The organism is Bosea sp. AS-1 (genome assembly GCF_002220095.1).
Classification (GTDB): Bacteria; Pseudomonadota; Alphaproteobacteria; order Rhizobiales; family Beijerinckiaceae; genus Allobosea.
In genome coordinates, this window is sequence record NZ_CP022372.1 from 1007346 (window position 1) to 1026391 (window position 19046).

12 protein-coding genes are annotated in these 19046 nt (G+C 63.5%); 5 read left to right on the forward strand and 7 right to left on the reverse strand.

Annotated elements, in window-relative coordinates:
• Positions 1-8 precede the first annotated feature (8 nt).
• From CE453_RS06370 to CE453_RS06390, 5 genes are all read left to right on the forward strand, one after another.
• On the forward strand, positions 9-1712 hold the full coding sequence (locus tag CE453_RS06370) for a GMC family oxidoreductase (protein WP_089173820.1): 1704 nt from the start codon (positions 9-11) through the stop codon (positions 1710-1712).
• Positions 1713-2056: 344 nt separating this feature from the next.
• On the forward strand, positions 2057-2761 hold the full coding sequence (locus tag CE453_RS06375; protein ID WP_089173821.1) for a DUF3102 domain-containing protein: 705 nt from the start codon (positions 2057-2059) through the stop codon (positions 2759-2761).
• 92 nt (positions 2762-2853) lie between these two features.
• Entirely contained in the window at positions 2854-4422 is a 1569-nt protein-coding gene (locus CE453_RS06380) for a Wzz/FepE/Etk N-terminal domain-containing protein (protein ID WP_157732919.1), read from the forward strand.
• Positions 4423-4439: 17 nt separating this feature from the next.
• A complete protein-coding gene (locus CE453_RS06385; RefSeq protein ID WP_198302282.1) occupies positions 4440-5726 on the forward strand; it encodes a polysaccharide biosynthesis/export family protein in 1287 nt (428 codons plus the stop codon).
• 165 nt (positions 5727-5891) lie between these two features.
• On the forward strand, positions 5892-6434 hold the full coding sequence (locus tag CE453_RS06390) for a sigma-70 family RNA polymerase sigma factor (protein ID WP_248307976.1): 543 nt from the start codon (positions 5892-5894) through the stop codon (positions 6432-6434).
• A gap of 253 nt (positions 6435-6687) precedes the next feature.
• On the opposite strand, the gene CE453_RS06395 is transcribed toward CE453_RS06390, so the two are convergent.
• From CE453_RS06395 to CE453_RS06425, 7 genes are all read right to left on the reverse strand, one after another.
• Positions 6688-8619 (reverse strand): HlyD family type I secretion periplasmic adaptor subunit, encoded by a 1932-nt coding sequence (locus tag CE453_RS06395; protein ID WP_248307977.1) that lies wholly within the window; start codon positions 8617-8619, stop codon positions 6688-6690.
• A 75-nt stretch (positions 8620-8694) separates the two neighbouring features.
• Positions 8695-10977, reverse strand: a complete 2283-nt coding sequence (locus CE453_RS06400; RefSeq protein ID WP_089173825.1) for a type I secretion system permease/ATPase — start codon at positions 10975-10977, stop codon at positions 8695-8697.
• Positions 10978-11123: 146 nt separating this feature from the next.
• Entirely contained in the window at positions 11124-13751 is a 2628-nt protein-coding gene (locus CE453_RS06405) for a hypothetical protein (protein ID WP_157732920.1), read from the reverse strand.
• Positions 13752-14402: 651 nt separating this feature from the next.
• Positions 14403-15431, reverse strand: a complete 1029-nt coding sequence (locus CE453_RS06410; RefSeq protein ID WP_157732921.1) for a PALP domain-containing protein — start codon at positions 15429-15431, stop codon at positions 14403-14405.
• Complete coding sequence (locus tag CE453_RS06415; RefSeq protein WP_248308091.1) at positions 15428-16609, reverse strand: glycosyltransferase family 2 protein; 1182 nt, start codon at positions 16607-16609, stop codon at positions 15428-15430. The genes CE453_RS06410 and CE453_RS06415 overlap by 4 nt, the downstream gene beginning before the upstream one ends.
• 5 nt (positions 16610-16614) lie before the next feature.
• Positions 16615-17871, reverse strand: a complete 1257-nt coding sequence (wecB, locus tag CE453_RS06420; RefSeq protein ID WP_089173829.1) for a non-hydrolyzing UDP-N-acetylglucosamine 2-epimerase — start codon at positions 17869-17871, stop codon at positions 16615-16617.
• Between the two features lie 12 nt (positions 17872-17883).
• On the reverse strand, positions 17884-18696 hold the full coding sequence (locus CE453_RS06425) for a WecB/TagA/CpsF family glycosyltransferase (RefSeq protein ID WP_089173830.1): 813 nt from the start codon (positions 18694-18696) through the stop codon (positions 17884-17886).
• Positions 18697-19046 lie beyond the last annotated feature (350 nt).

Sequence of the window (19046 nt, forward strand, 5' to 3'; positions counted from 1 at the left end):
GCCAAGCCATGTGGGATATCATCATCGTGGGCGGCGGCTCGGCCGGCTGCGTTCTGGCAAACCGTCTGTCCGCCGACCCTGCGCGCAAAGTCCTGCTGATCGAGGCTGGGCGCGACCTCAAGCCCGGCGAAGAGGGCGCGGCGATCCTCGACACCTATCCCGGCAAGGCGGCGTTCGATCCACAGAATCACTGGCCGAACCTGATGGTCCAGACGCAGCCGCACCTGCACAATGCAACGAAGCGGCCTCCGCCCAAGCGCTATGAGCAACCGATGCTGATCGGCGGCGGCTCCAGCATCAACGGCCAGATCGCCAATCGCGGCACCCCCGACGACTATGACGAATGGGGGCGAGCCGGCGCGGCGGGCTGGAGCTGGGATTCGGTGCTGCCCTATTTCATCAAGGCCGAAACCGACCTCGATTATGCCGGGCCGCTGCATGGCAAGAGCGGACCCATCCCGGTCCATCGCATCCCGCGCGAGCGTTGGCCAGCCTTCTCGATCGCTGCCGAGGCCGCGATGGAAGCGCAAGGCTACCCCGACATCAAGGATCAGAACGGCGCGTTCGGCGACGGTCATTTCGCAATGACCCTGTCGAACAACAACGGCCAGCATCGCGTCTCGACCGCGATGGCCTATCTCGATGCTGCGACTCGGCGCCGGCCCAATCTGACGATCATGACCGACACGAACGTCCTCTCGCTAGCGATGGAGGGCAGGCAGGTCGTCGGCGTCGATATTGCGAAGGGGAATGGGCAGGAGCGGCTGACGGCGCGGGAGGTCGTCGTCTCGTCGGGCGCGATGCATTCGCCGGCCCTGCTGATGCGCTCGGGCATCGGTCCGGGTGGGCACCTGCGCTCGCTCGGTATCGAAGTTCATGTCGATCTTCGCGGCGTCGGCGCCAATCTGCAGGAACACCCCGGCATTTCGCTCTCTGGCTATATCAAGCCGGCAGCACGGCTGGACAATTCGACCCGTCGGCACATCCATGTCGGTATGCGCTACAGCTCCCATGTCGCGGATTGCGGGCCGTCTGACATGTTCCTGATGGTGGCCGCAAAATCCGCCTGGCATCCGCTCGGGCCACGGATCGGCACGATTATCTCCTGGATCAACAAGGCCCATTCCCGAGGCGAGGTGCGATTGGTTTCGCGGGATCCGCGCCAGGAGCCGACCGCCGATTTCAACTATCTCTCGGACTATCGCGATCTCCAGCGCATGGGTGCGGCCGTGCATCTGATCGCAAAACTGTTCGCGACGCGACCGCTCGCCGACATCGTCGAGATGCCAGGGGCATCGAGCTATAGCGGCTTTGCCAAGTCGCTGGGCCGGCAGACGCTGCGCAACTACCTGATCACCGCGCCGATCGCGCTTGCCATTGACGCCCTGCCGCCATTGCGGAAGCTGTTCTTCCAGCGCGCTGTCTCCAGCGGCATCAGCCTGCGGTCGCTGTTGAATGAGCCGGATATCCTGGAGGCCTATGTCAAGGCGCATGCCTTTGGGCAATGGCATTGTTGCGGTACCTGCCGGATGGGTTCGGCTGATGATCCCGACGCGGTCGTCGACGGAGCGACCGGGCGCGTCCATGGCGTGGACGGCCTCAGCATCGTGGACGCATCGATCATGCCGACCGCTCCGCGAGCCAATCTGAACTTTCCAGTGATCATGATCGCGGAACGGATGGCGGACCTGATATTGGCTCGGCCTAGCTAGATCATATCAGGCTGAGCAGCGGATAAGACGGAAATGTTTCGGTAACAAATTTGACAGGCGCCAGCGGCACCTGATTTCAGCATGTCTCTCAAAAATAACGAAGATTTTTAGCGCGCGTGAAGTGCGCTTACAATTTTGAGAGGTGCGAACTGGGTCGGCAGCCACGCCCCACGCCCATGCCGCGAATGTGGATGCCGAAGGCAGGTGATCCAAAAGGGGTACTCCGTTTGTGCGGCCGGGAACCCCTTTGCTCGCTTCGTCATGAAGTGAACCAAGCGTAAGCTTGTGGTTATTGTGGGTTGAGTGAGGGTTCTGCCGTGTTGTCGAATGTGCGATTCTCCGACATGCAGATTTCTGCGACGGAACTGCAAGACGCGGCGCAGAAGATCAAGGACCTTCGCCGGGCGGCAACCGAACATGCCATTGATATTGGACGCGAGCTTCTGCGCGTAAAAGCAAAATTACCTCACGGTGTTTTTGTCAAATGGGTTGAGAAGGCGTGTGAGTTCAAAATCAGGACGGCTCAGGACCTGATGAAGCTAGCACGCGAGGCGGAGTCCGATGCGAACGCGAAGCTGGTCGCGTTGATGGTTCCGTCGACGCTGCGCGTCTATCTCTCGAAGAAGACTTCTCCTGCGGTTCGCGATGCCATTCTGAAGCGACTCGAGAATGGCGAGCGCGTGTCGCGCAGCGACCTCTATTCCGAAGCCTCGGGCGCGAAAGCAAAAATGACGGCTGAAGCGGAAGGGCGACCGCTGCGGGAAGGATTTTCTTCGTCGTTTTTTACGCCCGAACCGCCAGGCTCTGCCGACGAGCGGAGACGCGCCGCTGGCGTGGACCAAGCTCGGATGGTGGCCGAGTTGCTGCTGCGCCGGCTCAGCCCGAAGGACTACGAGCAGATCATGGACGGAATAAACTGGGAGGTCTGGAACAGGGTCTTCGTCTGGATGAGAGCCGTGCGGATCGTGGATTCCGAGAGGGTGGAACTGGCGCTGTCGAACGCACCTGCCGTTCAAACTCTCGAGGTCATATCCGCCAAGCTCCAGTAATCGTTACACGGATGGCTGCTTTTAATTAGTGAGTTCGCGTCGCGTAGTTCCCTGAAATCTGTCTTTCCGAAAGGCGATGCTCGCGGCGAGCATTGAACGGCCGGCGACTAAAGATCGGAAGTCCCATGTTGGACTATATTGATGATCATCAATCATTGTCGACGCTCGGATTCCTTACCCTCCGCCGTCGCTGGAAGCTGGTTTTCACCTGCATCGCCTTGTCGCTCGCCGCGGCTGCGATCTTCGTCATCCAACGGGGTGTGAGCTACACCGCCTCGACGCAATTCCTGGTCTATGTCAAAGAAGTTCAGCCCGGTTCAGATCTCGTCATCTCGCTGGGGCGCGCCGACCTCACGCAGGTCGAGAACGAAATCGAGATCATCCGTTCGCGCGGCACCCTGACCAAGGTGGTGCAATCTCTCAATCTGGCGGATGACCCGGAGTTCGTTCCTTCTGCGACACTGCCGCGGGAGATCGCTCGCTGGCTCTTCAGCGTCCCGCAAGCAACGACCGACGAAGGACGCGGCAGGCAGGAGATCGCCGTCGATTCCCTCGCGAAGCACATCGCGATCCAGCGGATCGGGACGAGCCATACCATTCTCCTCAACGTCACCACCTCAGACCCGCAGAAGTCGGCTCTGATTGCGAACGAGATCAGCCAGATCATGCTGCAGTCGCGGGTCAGCGCCGAGCAGGATGGTGACAGGTCGCCGTTGCTGCGCGAGCGGCTACAGGGGCTCGGCCCCAGTGTGTATGTGATGACGCCGGCCCTTGTCCCGGACAAGCCGAGCGGACCGCGGAAGCTCCTCATTCTCCTGGGCGCACTCGTGGCGGGCTTCGTGGCCGGGTTGATCGCCGCCTTGTTGCTGGACTTCAGGGACAAGACGATCCGTACTGCGGCGCAAGTCGAGCGCTTCGGCCTGGAATGCATCGGCGCGCTCCCGTTGCTCGCACGCCGGATGCTGGCTGCTAGCGGCAAGGCTGGGCCCGACAAGGATCGGCCGGGGCAGGATGGGTTGCTGCCTGCGCCCCTGGCAGCCCAGACCCTTCTGCGCATGACGGCGGCGGCCGAAGCAGTGAAGGTCCGCGTCGTCGGCATCGCCTCACCAACCGCCGGGGAAGGTGCGACAACCGTGGCGCGGCATTTTGCGCAGACGGCTGCTCGCAGCCACAGGAACGTGTTGCTGGTCGAAGCCAGCCGGAGCCCGACGCGAGGATCGTCTCCCGAGACGCGCGGGGACTTTCGGCGCGGTGATGACGGCGGCCCCGATGTTCTCGCGATCGTGGGCTCGGACGAAGGTGAAGGCCCTGCCAACTGGTGGATGCATTGTCAGCGGAAATCACTGGCCGCCTACGATCTCATCGTCGTCGGCCTGCCGCCTCTCGAACAGGGTCCCGCCTTTCGCCTGGCCGCCCAGAACATCGACGGAATCCTGCTGGTGATTCAGTGGGGTGGCGTGGACAGGGAGCGGATCGAGCGCGCCCTGGCGGTATCGGGCACCGTGCCGACGGACTTCATTGGAGCCGTGCTGAACAAGGTCGATGACCGGATGATCGGGCGGTTCGGAGACAAGCTCTGGCAGGCGGAAACCATCATCGCGGCACGACGACGCCTGTTCGCGGCCGTCACGCCGATCAAGCCGGTCACTGGAACATCATGAAGCGGAGAGGTGCTACAATGAAGCGGAACCGTTCATGGGTAAATCTCGTCGGCACAGTTTCCCTGCTTCTGTGCATGCTCGACGGCAATGCCGTCCGCGCGACGTCCGATTACGTCATTCGCGCGGACGACAAGCTCAAGATCAAGATCTTCCAGTATCCCGAGTTGAGCGGCGAATATAAGGTTCGCGCCAACGGGACGATCTCGATCGCGCCGATCGGGGATATCTCGGTCAACGGTCTTTCGACCAAGGAAATCGCGGCCCAGATTTCCGAGCGTTTCGTGCGCGCGGGTATATCCGACAAGCCCGGCACCTCGGTCGAAGTTCTCGAGACGCGGCCGGTCTATGTCCTGGGCGATGTCCAGAAGCCCGGGGAGTATCAATTCCGTCCCGGCATGACGGTTCTGCAGGTCGTCAGCCTGTCCGGCGGCTGGCTGCGGTTCAACGATCCCGGCTTGATGCGGCTCGACCGCGACAGCATCACCATCACCGGCGAGATGCGCAATCTCGTCAGGCGGTACTATGAGCTGACGGCGCGGCGTGCGCGCCTGAATGCCGAGCTCGTGATGAAGACGGACGTCCAGTTCCCGTCCGAGCTCGTCGCGCGGTCGCAGGGCGACACCGGGTTGAGGCAGCTGATCGACGAAGAGCGGTCGCTGTTGAACATCCATGTCGATGCTCTGAAGACCCAGATCGACAGCCTCGAGCAGAATCGCGGCCTCTACGAGCGTGAGATCGAGGCGATCACACGTCAGATCCAGGCCAACAAGGTTCAGGCGGCGAGCGTCGAGAAGGAGCTCGTCGAGGTCCGGGGTCTGGTCAAGCGCGGCCTGACGACCATCAGCCGCCTGGCGAATCTCGAGCGCATGCAGGCACAGCTCGAGATGAACGAGCAAGGCTTCCAGACGCTGATCCTGCGTTCGCGCCAGAACATCACGCAGGCCGACCAGAGGATTTTCGACCTCAAGAGCGAGCGGAACGCGTCTCTGACCGCCGAGGTGCAGAAGGTCCGGATGGATATTGACGATATCAGCGTCAAGTTCGACACCAACCGGAGCCTGCTCGTCGAGGCCAAGGTGACCGCCCCGACGCTGGTCGGCGTTTCGGACGGCGCCATCGAAACCCGCAGCCTGGTCGTCGTCCGCATTCAGGACGGAAAGGCACAGACGATCGATGCGGATGAGAACACCGAGCTCCTGCCCGGGGATGTGCTCAGGGTCCAGAGAAGCATCCTTCCGGGCGCGTTGGGTATCGGCTCGCTCGAGCAGACCAGCCTGATGATGCCGACGCGCGTCAAGCAGTAGTCCTTGCGGCCGCGCGTGTCCGCGCGGCCGAAAATCCCAGGCCAGTTTCGTTGCGTGTGATGGGTTGTTTCGTCCCGTGGATATGAGTGGGGGAGATCGACTATGGCCTTCCGAGACGGAGATTCTGGCCCAAAGGGAGCTGGTGGGCTCTCGATTCAGCAGCAGATGCTGGCGTTCGAGCCGCAACTGCGTGCCTATGCGATGTCGCTCAGCCGGAGTGCCGACAGGTCCGACGATCTCGTGCAGGAGACTCTGCTGCGCGCGATCAGTAAGGTCGATACGTTCCGACCCGGCACGAATCTCGGCGCCTGGCTGACGACAATCCTGCGTAACTGCTATCTCTCCGATCTGCGCAGGCGGCGCCATGAGGTGGAGGATGCGGATGGCTGCTATTCCGAGGCGCTGCGTGCAGCGCCGGAGCAGGAAGGTCAGCTGGAGTACAAGGAGTTCTGCTCCGCTCTGAGGGAAATCCCGTTCGATCAGCGCGAGGCGCTCATGCTGGTCGGTGCGGCGGGACTGTCCTACGAGGACACGGCCACGCTTTGCCGGACCACGACCGGAACGATCAAGAGCAGGATCAACCGCGCGCGCTCGCGGCTCGCTGCGCTGCTTTCGATCGAAAGTGTCAACGAGATCGGTTTCGACAATCAGACCCGCGCGATCATGGCCAGTAATCGGGGCTCTGATCCGAAACGCTGGTCTTTCTGAGCCTAGACGTCAGCATTCGGCGAGGAGTGTGCTCCTTGCCGAATGCTGCTTTTCGCCGTCGCGCTCCCGACGGCTTCGTGGTGTGAAGGTCCACCCAATCCTTGTTCGCCCGCACATTCTGCGCGCGAAAGGGTGATCGCACTCGAAAATGCAGCGGATCGCCGCGCGCCTTTTCGAGCGTGGTCACAGCGATCCGTGGATTGACTCCTTCCGAACATCAGCCCGTTTTCGACCCGATGCTCTGGCCAGCCGCCTACCGCTCCCGCAAGCTGTCGTGCTGGTAGCGCGCGAGGGGGGAGAGCAGGTAGCTGATGATCCGGCGCCGGCCGGTCTTGATTTCCGCCGTCACGGCCATGCCGGGCGACAGATTGACCTGCTTGTCCTCGATCGCCAGCTGCGTCCGATCCAGCGAGATCCGTGCGGAATAGAGCAATTCCCGGCCGCGCGGTTCGCTGCTGTCGGTGGATGCACCCGAGGCCCTCTCGCCACCGTCGGGGATCTTGTCGCGTGCGATGGCGTCCTGCGACACGCTGAGGATGGTTCCGCGAAGCAGGCCGTAGCGCGTGAAGTTGAAGGTGTCGATCTTGATGGCGGCTTCCTGGCCGGCGCTGACGAAACCGATGTCTCGGTTCGAGACCATGGCCTCGATTTCCAGTCGGCTCTCGGCGGGAACGATGTAGAGCAAGGTCTGCGCGGGGGTGACGACGCCGCCAATCGTGTGAATCGCGAGCTGCTGAACCATTCCGTCGACCGGCGCCGTCAACCTTTGCAGGTTCTTGCGCTGCTCTGTCTTGACGATATCGCGCTGGAGGCCGGCTGCCTTCTGCCGGGCCTTGCTCAGATCGTCGAACAGGGTTCGTTCGTATTCGGCAACGGTCTTGGCACGCGTCTCCGTCAGCGCGGCGACGGCGGCATTCGTCTCGCTGCCGCGCTTCTCCTGGACCAGGATGTCCTGACGCTGGCCGACGAGATCCTGCAGCTCGGCCAGGTAGGTGACCTTGGAGCCGAGCTCCTTCTGATAGAGCTGCTCGCGGATCTCGACCCGCTGTTGCAACGGCACGATGGTGGATTTCAGCTTGTCGACCGAAGCCTGGATCGTATCGCGTTCGGCGACCTTCTGTGCCAGCTGGCTGTCGATGGTCGCGAGCTTGGCTTTCTGCTCGCTGCTCTGGCTGGCCAGCATGCCGCGGTAGACCTGCAGCAGGTCGGCCGGCGCGTCCTTCGGCGGTGCAAAGGCCGAAACAGGATTGTCCTTGTCGGCGATGGCTGCCTGCAGCCTGGCGATGTCGAGGCGCGCCGCCATCAGGTCGCTCTGCAGGTGCCCGAGTTCGGCATCGACGGTCGTCGTATCGAGGTCGATCAGCACGTCGCCGGCTTTGACGGTCTGTCCGTCATGGACCTTGATTGCACGGACCACGCCGGTTTCGAACGGCTGGATCATCTTGGTCCGATCGCTCGGGATGATCTTGCCGGGCGCCACGGCGACGATGTCGACGGTGCCGATGCAGGCCCAGGCCAGCGCGGCGCCGAAGATCGAGATGATGCTCAGGCCAATGATGCGCCCCAATGGCGAGGGAGGGGTTTCGACGATCTCGAGCGCCGCCGGCAGAAAGGCGAGTTCCAGCGAGCGCAGGCGCTTTTCATCGGTCGATCGGGCGACGATGGCCTGCTGCAATGCCTGCGAACGCACAGCGAGCCCGCTCACGGCGGCGCGGGTATTGCGCGCGCCCCAGCCTGCGGTCGTCGACAGAGCCTGGCGCGCGCGCAGCGCCACGCCCGTGTCGAAGCGCGGGATCAGCCCCGAAGCCGCCTTAGCCTGCTTCAGCAGGATGACGCGGCCATTCCATTCCGCCTCGAATTCGGCCCGCGTCATCAGCACTGGCCGCGGGCTGCTTGCCCCTACGACCAGAACCTTTTCGTCGTTGGCCTTGCCGAGCAGCAAAAAGCCCCCGTCGCGAAGCCCGGCGATGCAGGGCAGCGGCAGTTCCGCGAGCTTGTCCCAGCTGACCGAGCGGGAGCGGCCGGCAAAGCCGTATGCTCGCGCTCCGCGCAGGATTTCGGCGGTGCCGACAGAATCTTCGCCGATATGCTGGCGAAGCTCTTCGACCGTGACGGTGGCGCCGCGCAGGCGCAGCAGCATTTCCAGGGCGAGAAGCCCCGACTGATTGTTGGTGAACGCTTGCATGGCGCTTTTCTTGCCGCGGGTTCCTCTCGGGAATTCAACGCAGCACAATGGTCCTCGATACAATGGAAGGAGCGATTATCCGACGGCGTCTCGACGCTGCTCGTGGCTGCGGATCGAAGAGATGCTCGTCGGCTGGTGTCCTGTGAGCGTCGGCAGGGTGGAAGACGCCCGTGACTCCGGCCGCGCGGCCGCGTGACTGGCCCCGGACCCGATGCTCTCGGTCTCCGGCAAGCCGGACTGGAGCCGGTGCAAGGTGGCATATCGGCCGCCCGTCCGGATCAGCTTCTCGTGCGTACCGTCCTCGATCAGGCGGCCGCCTTCGATGGTGACGATCCGGTCCGCCATTCGCAGCGTGGAGAGGCGGTGGGCGATGATCAGTACGGTGCGGGACCGCGCGATCTGCGTCATGTTCTGCTGGATGATGTGCTCGCTCTCGTAGTCGAGCGCGCTCGTCGCCTCGTCGAAGATCAGGATGCGAGGGTCGGTCGCCAGAGCGCGGGCGATGGCGATGCGCTGGCGCTGGCCGCCGGAAAGGCTGCCGCCGCGTTCGCCGACGATCGTGTCGTAACCCTCGGGCAGCTTGAGGATGAAGTCATGCGCGCCGGCCAGCTTCGCCGCAGCGATCACCTTGTCCGCCGGCAGGGCCGGGTCGGCCAGGGCGATGTTGTCGCGGATCGAGCGGTTGAACAGGACGTTGTCCTGCAGGACGACCCCGATCTGGCGGCGCAGCCAGGAGGGATCGATCTGGGCGACATCGACGCCGTCGACCAGGACCCGGCCATTCTCCGGCACATAGAGCCGCTGGGCGAGCTTCGCCAGCGTGCTCTTGCCGGAGCCGGACGGGCCGACGATACCGATCATCTGCCCGGCCGGAATATTCAGGTTGATGTTGTGCAGGATCTCCGGTCCGTCGATCCGATACCGGAATGTGACATGCTCGAATGAGATGTCGCCGCGGATCGCAGGAAGCGCCGTGCGGTTCGGATTGTATGACGGCTCGGGCGTGGTGTTGAGAATGTCGCCGAGGCGGGCGACCGACAGACGCGCCTGATGGAAGTCCTGCCAGATTTGCGCCAGTCGCAGGACAGGCCCGCTGACCCGGCCCGCAAGCAGGTTGAACGCCACCAGCTCGCCCACGGAAAGATCGCCGGCGATGACCAGCTTGGCACCGACATAGAGGATCGATGCGGTCACCAGCTTGCTGATGAACTGGACAGCCTGGCTGGCGACGTTGCCCAGGTTCAATACCCGGAAGCTCGCTGCGACATAAGCGGCGAGCTGCTCCTCCCAGCGCTGCTGCATCTGGGGCTCGATCGCCATGGCCTTGAGTGTCTCGACCGCCGTCACGCTCTCGACCAGAAAGGCCTGGTTCTCTGCGCCACGGGCGAACTTGTCGTCGAGGTAACGGCGGAAGAGCGGCGTCACGCCAGCCGATATGCCGATATAGAGCGGCAGCGAAGCGAGGACGATCCAGGTCAGCAGCGGCGAGTAGAAGAACAGCGCCGCGACGAAGACGGTCGTGAAGAACAGGTCGATGACGAGCGTCAGCCCCGAACTGGTCAGGAAGTTGCGAATATTCTCGAGTTCGCGCACGCGGGCGACGGAATCGCCGACGCGTCGGGCCTGGAAATAGCCGATCGGCAACGCCAGCAGGTGGCGGAAGAGGCGCGCGCCGAGCTCGACGTCGATCCGGTTCGTGGTGTGCGAGAACAGATAGGTCCTCAACGCCCCGAGAACGACTTCGAACAGGGCGATCGCCACGAGGCCGATGACCAGCACGTCCAGCGTGCTCATGCTGCGATGCACGAGCACCTTGTCGATGACGACCTGGAAGAAGAGCGGTGAGATCAGGCCGAAGAGCTGCAGGAAGAAGGACGCCACCAGCACCTCGGTGAGGAGCCAGCGATATTTATGGATGGCGCCCATGAACCAGGTGATGTCGAACCGACGGGCAAGGTCGGTCAGCGACGCCCGCTTCGTCATCAGCACGAGCCGGCCGTCCCAGATCGCTTCCAGTTCGGCGCGCGACATCATGCTCGGCCGCGGCGCGTTCGGCGCCTGGACGAGGATGCTGTCCTCGCCCACACGCCCCAGCACGAGGAAGCTGCCGTCGCGCATCGCGGCGATCACCGGAAGCGGCGTGTTGGCAAGTCGCTCCCAGCTCGTGGTGATGGACCGCGCCTTGAGGCCGAGGCCCTTGGCGCACCGGACCATCTCCGCGACCCCGATGGGGCGGCCTGGAAACTGATGCTGGATCTGTTCAGGAAGGACGCTCACGCCTTGGCTGCGCAGGATGAACAGCAGCGCAATCAGGCCGTCGTCAGAGATGGGATGGGTATCGTTATCGGGATTTTCCAACCGTCGTGGCCCCGGATTTGTGATGTTGAACACGGACACGCGGGGAACATCCCCGCGTGTCCGGCATTGAGAGCGTCAAACGCCCGGGTTCGCAGCGACGCGTGAGGCCGAGTTCGGCGTGGTGGCCGGCTCAGCCCGCCGCGTCCTCAAGCCTGTGGCTTTGCGAGCGTCTGGGCGGTGTTGTTCCACAATCCCTGCGACGACCCCGTGGAGGTCGATGCGGGGGTGGCGAAACTCGACGCTGCGTACTGATCGAGCAAGGCGAGCTTGGACATCGCAGAGCCGTCGGACGATGCCGGGGCGGCCACGTTGTCCTGAGCGCCAGGGTAGCCGACCGTCTGGCGGTTGCCGAATGAGAAGTCCGTCGCGCTGCTGCTCCGGCCTCCGCCTGCAACGGCCAATACGCCTCCAGGCTGATGCGGCGCGCCATCGACATTGACGGCCCGGCCCGCTCGATCCGTGACGCCGTCCAGATTGTATCCGGAGACCTCGAGATCGGTCGCGCTTTCGCCGGCTCCCACCACATACTTGAACTGCAAGGTGTTGGTGCCCGACCCGCTGACGTAGCTGGCGGTACCGCTGCTGTTCAGCGACAAGGTCGGCTTGCCGTCGACGGTCATGACATCCTTGAAGTTGACGGAAAGCCAGACCGTGTCGCCAGCGCCGACTGTGCCGTGTCCGTTATGGATGCCGGAGCCGTTGGCGGCGATCCACTGAACCTCCGGTCCAGAGCCGCCTGTCGTCGCCTTGGCGCCAACGGCCAGAACACCTCCCGGCTGGTGCGGCGCGCCGTCGACATTGACGGCATTGCCTGCCCGATCCGTGACGCCGCGCAGGTTGTAGCCGGAGACTTCGAGGTCGGAGGCTTTCTCACCGGCCGCCACCTTGTAGTCGAACTGCAAGGTGTTGGTGCCGGACCCGCTGACATACTTCGCGGTGCCCTTGCTATTCAGCGACAAGGTCGGCGTGCCATCGACGGTCATCACCTCGTTGAAGTTGACCGACAGCCGAACGGTGTCGCCGGCGTTGACGCTGCCATGGCCGTTGCGGATGCCGGAGCCGTTGGCGGCGATCCACTGGACCTCCGGCGCCGTCCCGTCGGTCGGCACCTTGGTGTCGACGATTAACGTTCCGGCGGGCTGATGCGGAGCGCCGGACAGATCGACAATGTTGCCGGCCTGGTCGGTGACACCGTTCAGGTTGTAGCCGGTGACCGCGAGGTCAGAGGCCTTCTCGCCGGCTGCCACCTTGTAGTCGAACTGCAAGGTATCGGTACCGGAACCGCTGACATATTTGGCGGTGCCCTTGCTGTTCAGCGACAAGGTCGGCGTGCCGTTGACGGTCATCACCTCGTTGAAGTTGACCGACAGCCGAACGGTATCGCCGGCACTGACGCTGCCGTTCCCGTTGGTGAGGCCAGAGCCGTTGGCGGCGATCCACTGAACCGTCGGTGTGGTGGTATCCGACGGTGCCTTGGTGTCCACGACCAGCGTTCCAGCCGGCTGATGCGGTGCATCAGATACGTCGATGGCATTGCCGGCCTTGTCCTTCACGCCGGACAGATTGTACCCGCTGATCTCCAGATCGGCGGCGCTTGCACCCGCGGCAACCTTGTACTCGAACTGCAGCGTATCGGTACCGGCTCCGCTGACGTATTTGGCGGTGCCCTTGTCGTTCAGCGACAGGGTCGGCGTGCCGCTGACGGTGACCGCTTCGCTGAGCTTGAGCGTCAGGTACACGGTGTCGCCGGCATGGACGGTCCCCGTGCCGTTGGTGACTCCGGGGCCGTTGGCCGCGACCCACTGCACGCTCGGCCTGGTCGAGTCGCCCGCGGCGGGTGGGTTGGTGACCGGAGGCTCGGTGGTCGGCGGATTGACCACGACGGGCGGGGTCGTCGTCGGCGGTTCGGTGACCGTTCCGCCCGACGAGCCGCCCGTGCTTCCGGAGCCGGAGCCGCCGCTCACGGCTTGCAGCAGCGGCGTGATATTACCCATGTCATGCCACAACGCGGTCATCGTCGCGTCGTCGAAGGCATTGGCCTGCGCCCGGACGTTGGTCGTGCCACCAGCGACATCGATGACATAGGCACCGTATTGCTGCATGGCCTTGAAGACCTGCTGGCCAAGCGCAGAGAGGCCGGCGGGCATCGGCGTACCCGGCGGAATCGCGAGATGCTGTCCTTCCTGTACGATGCCCGAAGCGCTGCCGCCATCGCTGGAGATGGCCTGGCCGACGGCGCCCGGCTTGGCGAGACCGAAGTCGACGGCAAGCTGCAGCGCGTGATCGATCGATCCGTCTTTCACCTCGTCTGCGACGATAAGGCCACCGAGCTGGCTTGCGCCGGCTGCCGTGATGCCGGCCGCGAGGAAGGGCGATTTGCTGCCCCAGCCGTCACCCGTGACGACGTTTTCGGCGGCGAAAGAGGCCGCGGAAGCCGTGGTGTTGCTCGTGCGGTTGAACTGCCAGAAATTGTAGGCGACGTCGCCGTCGATGACGATCAATTCGCCGTCTGTGCCCGCCGCGCCGTTGGCCGCTGCCGGCATATGAACGCTGACGGTGCCCCCAGGATAACCCCATCCCGGGGGATGGGAAACCTGAACGAGGGGGTCCGAAGAAGATGCAACGTAAACTGAAGGTGAATAGCTACTCCACGCTACACTGTAGTTATACCCTGTTGAGGTAGGCCAGTTGAGTTTTGTGAAGGTTGCATCAGCTGATACTTCTGTATTCCAACTCGAAGACGCAGTAAATGGCCGAGTTTCGAGTGAGGTCATATGCCTATATTCCTTGGATTATACGGTAGGAAGGCGAAATGACGAGATTGGTAGGCCAGCCGGGTATCTCTCGCCATTCCGTGTAGGACGCAGCGCATAGCCAGGCATGCTGCGCGACTCGAAGGCCGGATGACGGGTCATCGCCATCTCAATTGGCGAATCGAAGGCCCATCCGCGAGCGAAGTTGGTGAAATATCGTGTTTGGAATGTGATGCCAAAAGGAATTTGTTAAGAAAATAAATTCATTAAATATTTCAACGAGCTACTAGAGATATTTCTGTGGACATCCGGTGGATGAGCCCCAGAATGGGTGCCCGTGACGGATAATTTGGCGGCAAAGCAAGCTGCCGAGGGGGTACTCCGAGGGGTACAAGATTGACCTGCGCGTGCGATTTTGTGGGCGCTCAACGACGGCGCGCATAGGGTGTGCGGCTGCCGATTTCAGGAGGAAAGGCTCCCGGAAAAGGATCGGCGCGGGAGCCTCTGACGCAGGATTCCTGGCGTCGGTTACTTGTCCCGTCGCGGTAAGATGGGCGTAACGTAAGGCAGTGCCGATGCTGAGCGGACGACGCAGAGTCAGAGCCCCGGCTGCTCCGGATTTCTAAAGGGATGGAGTCATCACCTGTCGCGCATCGGCGCGACCGAACCGATCTACTCGTTTGGCTGCGTCACGTGCTGAAGCAGTGGTGATATTCGCGTGAGGTCCCTTTGCAGCGCGGTGATCGTCGCCTCGTCGTAGGCATTCGCCTGGGCGCGCAGGTTGGTGACGCCACCCGCGATGTCGATGACGAAGGCGCCGTATCTCTGGTAGGCACGAAAGACTTTCTGCCCAAGGGGCGACAATCCGCCCGGCATCGCCACGGTGGCAGGAATTCCCAGGCGCTGACCTTCCTGAGCCAGGCCTTGCGGATTCTGGCCGTCGCCGTTGATCGCCGCACCGACATGGCCCGGTTTCGCGTAGGTCGCATCGATCGCGATCTGCAACGCGTGCGTGATCTCACCCCGATCCGTCTCAGCCTGGACCAGCAAGCCGGCGAGCTGGCTTGCGCCGGCAGCCACGATACCTGCACCGAGAAACGGGAATGCGCGCCCCCAGCCATCTCCGGTGACGAGATCGGTTGCCGCGTAGGATTGTGCGGTGGCCTTTCCGGCATTTAACCGTCGAAATTGCCAGAAATTGTGGACGGTATCGCCGTCGATCACCAGCAATTCGCCGTCGGTGCCCGGTGCGCCATCGGCATCGGCCGTCATGCGGAGCTCGAGAACGCCAGCGGGACGCCCCCAGCTTGCCGGATGCTCGACCAAGATGACCGGATCCGTAGGGGAGCTCATATGGATGGCAGGAGAATAGCTGCTCCAGGCGACGCCGAAGAGAGCACCCGCCGGCCAGTGGATCTTGGCGAAGGTCGCATCCTTGGCGATCGGTGTATTCCAGGACGAGCTGGCCGCGAATGGCCGCTCGCCGAGGACAAAGCGGCTTGGCGCGCCACCATCGACCAATTTGCGTGGGTCGTTGGCCTGGGTGGGTGAGGACCCTATCGTCATGGCGAAGATCGCCAACATTCCGGCGAGAAGCGAGGTTGGCCAGCTCCGCAGGCCGGGCTGTACTCGGTAGGAACTCGTCGGACCGAGCATCCGACGGGGCGCGGGGGAGTTCCCTTGACCGCCGATCATCTTCATCGTTCGGTCCGGACCCAGTCGATCCGGCGGTGAATGAAGAAGCGGATGTAGGAGGGTATCTTGAGCAGGCAATAGGCTGGCCCTGCCGCCAGCTCGCGCCACGAAATGATCTGCTGGGCGAAGCGCCACCAGGCAATGCCGATCGTCGCCATAAAGCAGGCCAGCACTATCGACGAGACAATAAGCGGCGCTGTGCCACCGCTCACGACGAACCAGGCGAGTCCTGCGAGTTCCATCAGCATGAGGGACATCGCGAGCAGCGTCAGCGGCGGAATGCACAGGTCGAGCGCGAAGGCGAGAAGATGCAGGCTGCGCTTCGAGATCGCGTGGCCAGTCAGGGGAAGGAAAAATTCTCCGATGATCGCGAGGTGGCCATGCTCCCATCGCGTGCGCTGCTGGCGCTTTCCGGTTTCGCCTTGAGGAAGCTGGCTGACGATTTCGGCGCCTGGGCAGAAATAGGGGGCCCTTCCGGCGAGCGCGAAGTCGGCGCCGAGCTTTTGATCTTCTGCGAGATGGCTGGTGGCGAGGTCGAGGCGGCTGAGCTGCTCGAAGGGCAGGGCCATTCCGGAACCCATCAGCTGGCAGGGCCATCCGAGATGGGCGGAGCCCAGCGGCCGAACGAAGGTCTTGATCGTCCAGGCCAGCCGCGAGATCTTGTCGGCGGCGGTCGGCGCGGGAGGCGCCAGCATCGCATACCGCGCCTGGACGGGGCGCCCCGTCGTGCGGCAGGATCTGGCCAGAAGCGCCAGCGTACCCGGCATGACCTCGCAATCCGCATCGACGACGATGACGACCTCTGGAGGGTCCGAAGCGAGCGACCGGATGCCATGGGCCAGCGCGTAGCCCTTTCCGATGCGCGTCACGTTGCGGCGGATGGTGACGTCCGCGCCGGACCGCGTGGCGACGCGCTCGGTATCGTCCGAGCAATTGTCGGCCACCACCAGCAAGCGCCCGGCGGGCTCCAGCTGTGGCATGATCGCAGCGATGCTGCGGGCGATGATCTGTTCCTCATCATGGGCCGGCATGATCACCGTGAAGCGCGGGCAGGGTGCCGATCGTGTCGATGCAGGCCGCCTCGTGGGGAACAATGCGGCGGCGATCTGCACGGCCAGGAAGGCGACCGGGATCGCCGTCAGGAGGCAGGCCGTGATCAGGGCGAAGGTGATTGCGCCGGTCATGGTCGTCACGATGGTTCGGGTCCCGGAGTGGCAGCCGATGTGCGTGCCGCCGCATCCGCTGCGATCGCCGCCTGGAGGATCGTTTCCGCCGGTATCCGGGAGGAGAGCGGGAAGCTCTCGGGAAGCTTCGCCGGGAAGGGCGCTTCGCGCCGCTCGTTGCTGTCGAGCGAACGGGCCAGGACATCGAGGATTTGCTCGGAGGCGTGGCCGTCGCCGAACGGGTTCCTGGCCTGCGCCATGGCGCGATACGCTTCCGGATTCGTCAGCAGCTCCTGACAGGCCGAGACGATTGCGGCCACCTCTGTTCCAACCAGACGCGCGGTGCCGGCCTCGACGGCTTCCGGGCGTTCGGTGCTGTCCCGCAGGACGAGGACCGGCTTGCCGAGCGCGGGGGCCTCTTCCTGGACGCCGCCGGAATCGGACAGGATGATGTGAGCGCTGTTCATCGCCAGCACGAACTCCTCGTAGCCCAGCGGCTCGATCAGCGAGACGCGCGGATGGGCTCCCAGCATCGGGCCGACGACCTGGCGGACGCGCGGGCTGAGATGCACGGGGCAGACCACGCGAAGGTCCGGGAAGCCCTTCAGCAGGATCAGGACGGCTTCGCAGATGCGTTGCATCGGCTCGCCATGGTTCTCGCGACGATGCGTGGTCAGGAGAAGAGTTGGTGCGGATGTGAGCGTGGCGGCTGGAGCTGCCTTGGCAAGCGCCATCAGCAGCGCGTCGATGGCGGTATTTCCAGTGACCCAGATCGTCGCCGCGGGCACGTTCTCCTTCAGCAGGTTCAGCCTCGACATCTCGGTCGGCGCGAAATGGAAGTCCGCGATGACGCTCGTCAGGCGGCGATAGACCTCCTCCGGAAAGGGAGCCCGCTTGTCATAGGTCCTGAGGCCGGCTTCGACATGGGCGACCGGCACGTTCTCGTAGAAGGCGGCGAGAGCGCCGACGAAGCTCGTCGTCGTGTCTCCCTGCACGACGACGACATCGGGGCGCACCTTCGCGATCACGTGCTGCAACCCCTCGAGTGCGGCCGTCGTGACATGGGTAAGATCCTGATCCTTGCGCATGACATTGAGGTCGGCGAGGATCGGCAGGTCGAAATAAGAGACGACCTGATCTAGCATCTCGCGATGCTGGCTGGTGCGCACCGCCAGAACCTCGAAACGCTCGGCGTCGGCTTTGGCCGTCAGGATGAGAGGGGCGAGCTTGATCGCTTCGGGCCGGGTGCCCATCACCACGAGAATGCGTTTGCGGGAAGTCATTTCCATCCTCGCTCAAGGCCGCGGGGTCGCGCGTCGGACACGGGAGACCTGGGCGATTGCGCTCCAGGAGATCAGGCCGAGAAACTGGGAGTTCGTGACCAGGTATCGGCTGAATAGCCGGCGAGGCTCCTGGATGAGGCGATAGGCCCATTCGAGCCCCGCGCGCTGGACGAAGGCCGGGGCTCGCTTCCGCCGACCCGCGATGACATCGAAGCTGCCGCCGACGCCGATGACGATCCGCGCGCCGAGATTGTCCCACTGCTCCTCGATGAAGTACTCCTGTCGCGGTACGCCCATGGCGACGAAGAGGATCTCGGCGCGGCTTTCCGCCACAGCGCGAGCGCGAGCAGCGGCTTGCTCCGGTCCGAAATAACCGTCGGCATATCCGCGGACATCGAGGCCGCGATGCCGGTTCTGGAGGACACCGACCGCGGAGCGGACGATGCTGCTCTCAGCGCCGAGAAAATAGACGCCGAGGTCCTCGCGTACGGCACGGGCGCAGAGCTGGTCGATCAGATCGATGCCGGCAACGCGCTCGGGCAAGGGCTGCTGCCATAGGTGCGAGGCCCAGACCAGGGGCTGCCCGTCGGCGACCGTCCATCGCGAGGTATCGACGAAGCGTTGCAGCCGCGGATTGGAGCGCATCATCATCAGGATTGCGACATTCACGGTGGAGAGGACGCCGCGCTCTCCATTGCGGATGGCTTGAATGAGTTCGTCGACGGTCTGATCCGCCGAGAGCTTGTCGAACCGGCCGTTCAGAATCTGCGTCTGGGCGGGCGTCGTCGTTCCGGTCTGGAGTGGATGGGCCGTGTCTGATGGCATCGAAAGTCCCTCAGGCAAAAGGCGTCGCGCGGGCAGCAGGCCAAACGCGACCGATGCGCGGCGCGAGGCCGCCGGTGTCCCGCCGCATACCGTTCGAGAAATTCAATGCCGGATCAGAAGATTGGTTCGCGCAAAAGAAATTCGCGCTGACTTCGAGTGAAGTATTCGGTCGTTCGGGGCAATCGCGAGATAAATTACGTTAGGGAATGTTCGCTTCGCGTTTGCCGAAAGCGCAACCTGTTGCGCTTTCGGCAAACGTACTCCGCGTGCGTGCGGGCCCGAAAATTCGATTTGGTCAGGCACGAAGAACCCACGCTTGCCACCGGCATTAAGTCATTGCGGACGTCGAG

Bases quoted from the DNA above. Each gene is read 5' to 3' on its own strand.
- CE453_RS06370 (WP_089173820.1), top strand. From the start codon at position 9: ATGTGGGATATCATCATCGTGGGCGGCGGCTCGGCCGGCTGCGTTCTG.
- CE453_RS06375 (WP_089173821.1), top strand. From the start codon at position 2,057: ATGCAGATTTCTGCGACGGAACTGCAAGACGCGGCGCAGAAGATCAAG.
- CE453_RS06385 (WP_198302282.1), top strand. From the start codon at position 4,440: ATGAAGCGGAACCGTTCATGGGTAAATCTCGTCGGCACAGTTTCCCTG.
- CE453_RS06390 (WP_248307976.1), top strand. From the start codon at position 5,892: ATGCTGGCGTTCGAGCCGCAACTGCGTGCCTATGCGATGTCGCTCAGC.
- CE453_RS06395 (WP_248307977.1), bottom strand. From the start codon at position 8,619: ATGCAAGCGTTCACCAACAATCAGTCGGGGCTTCTCGCCCTGGAAATG.
- CE453_RS06405 (WP_157732920.1), bottom strand. From the start codon at position 13,751: ATGACCTCACTCGAAACTCGGCCATTTACTGCGTCTTCGAGTTGGAAT.
- CE453_RS06410 (WP_157732921.1), bottom strand. From the start codon at position 15,431: ATGAAGATGATCGGCGGTCAAGGGAACTCCCCCGCGCCCCGTCGGATG.
- CE453_RS06415 (WP_248308091.1), bottom strand. From the start codon at position 16,609: ATGACCGGCGCAATCACCTTCGCCCTGATCACGGCCTGCCTCCTGACG.
- wecB (WP_089173829.1), bottom strand. From the start codon at position 17,871: ATGACTTCCCGCAAACGCATTCTCGTGGTGATGGGCACCCGGCCCGAA.
- CE453_RS06425 (WP_089173830.1), bottom strand. From the start codon at position 18,696: ATGCCATCAGACACGGCCCATCCACTCCAGACCGGAACGACGACGCCC.